We start from the raw sequence: 1,816 nt of genomic DNA on the forward strand, positions 1-1,816 counted from the left end.
TGTGTGTGCCTTGCATGCACTTCCAATTCCTCAAAAGTAGGAATTTTATCTATAGGGTGCAAGTCCCTTATCGGCAAGTTGTTGATTTATATTGAGCCGATTAGCACGTGGTAAGCTGGTTTGGGGCGACCCATGCAGTGAAGGAAGCCAAACGGCAAAAGTCTGTACCGAGGAACACAAAGCGCATAAGAGGCTAGCTAAATTGGGTAAGCATGCACAGCAATGCAAAGCCTTTAGACAACAGGTTTAGTTAGTAGATGCGTCGGGGATAGACAGAAAGAGGAAGTGCTTACCGAGGGAGGTCTTCACAACCACGAGTGGTTGGGTGGAGAAGTCAGCAGAAGTCATAGTACTTGGGGCAACGAGTTACCAACAGAAACGGTATAGGCCTCACAAACAAGGAAGGACCCAACGCAAGTGGTTCTCAATTTTCATCGGAATGACGCAAGTTATAGCCCTGAAAAAGCGGAACAGGAAGAATTTAATGTAAAACAGCAAGTATGATTGGACAAGTAACACATCCTTACAATCTCCAAAAGGCACTACGTCAAGTAGTAGTGAACAAAGGCAGTGCGGGCGTTGATGGACTAAAAACCATTCAACTAGCGGATTATTTCCGTGAACACAAGTCTGCATTGTTGGAGGATATTAAGAATGACCGTTACTTGCCGCAACCCATTCTTGGTGTGGAAATTCCAAAAGGAGGCGGAAAGTTCCGTCTCTTAGGAATTCCAACAGTAGTTGACAGACTGCTTCAACAAGCCGTATCGCAAGCGATGATGCCGAGATTTGAAAAGGATTTTAGCGTTAATAGCTTCGGATTCCGACCCAACAAAAACGCCCGCCAAGCGGTAGGCAAAGCTTTGGGAAATATTCACGAAGGCTACAATTATATTGTAGATATTGACCTAAAGACCTTCTTTGATGAAGTCGACCATTGCTTGCTGATGAACCTAATTTACCAAAAGGTAAAATGTCCAACAACTTTGCGATTAATCCGCAAATGGTTGCGAGTGCCAATACTGATCAAAGGAAAACTAGTCAAACGACGAAAAGGAGTCCCGCAAGGAAGTCCGATAAGTCCGCTTTTGTCAAACATTTTGCTCCATGAATTGGACAAAGAACTGACGAGAAAAGGCTTGAAGTTTGTTCGCTATGCCGATGATTTTAGTATCTACACCAAATCGAAAACCCAAGCCAAAACGGTTGGAAACGCTATTTTTCTGTTTTTGAAAGACAAGCTGAAACTGACCATTAATCTGGAAAAGAGCGGAATTAGAAAGCCGATTCAGTTCACGATATTGGGATTTTCGTTTGCATCGACTTATCAAAAAGGGGTAAAAGGCAGGTATCAACTAACGGTAGGGGACAAAGCTTGGGCAAAACTCAAACAGAGTCTAAAAGAAGTGACGCGCAAAACCGCACCAAAGAGTTTCGAGGAACGCATCCGAAAAATCAACGAAATCCAACGGGGATGGCTAAACTATTTTCGAGGGACAAGTATTCAAGGAAAGTTACGAGATATTGATGGTTGGTTGCGCAACCGTCTGCGCTACTGCATTTGGACGGACTGGAAAAAGCCCGAACGCAAAAGGAAAAACCTGATGCGACTAGGAATTGACAAAGACCACGCCTATGCTTGGAGCAGAACCAGAAAAGGAGGATGGCGTATTGCTCAGAGTCCGATTCTAACCACTACAATTACCCTACTGCGACTTAAGAAGAAAGGCTATCAATCGATGTTGGAGATTTACATGGAACTCAACCCATCACTTTGCGAACCGCCGTATACGAGACCCGTACGTACGGTGGTGTG

Annotated in this window: 1 protein-coding gene; it reads left to right on the forward strand. The window is 44.3% G+C overall.

Going from position 1 to position 1,816, the window contains the following annotated elements; genetic code table 11:
- Nucleotides 1-500: 500 nt before the first annotated feature.
- Nucleotides 501-1,816: group II intron reverse transcriptase/maturase (gene ltrA, locus EKL97_RS15490; RefSeq protein ID WP_126556152.1), on the forward strand; the 1,316-nt coding region annotated here is incomplete at its 3' end.

The sequence above is a fragment of the Flavobacterium sp. LS1P28 genome (assembly GCF_003970335.1).
In the GTDB taxonomy this organism is placed as follows: Bacteria; Bacteroidota; Bacteroidia; order Flavobacteriales; family Flavobacteriaceae; genus Flavobacterium.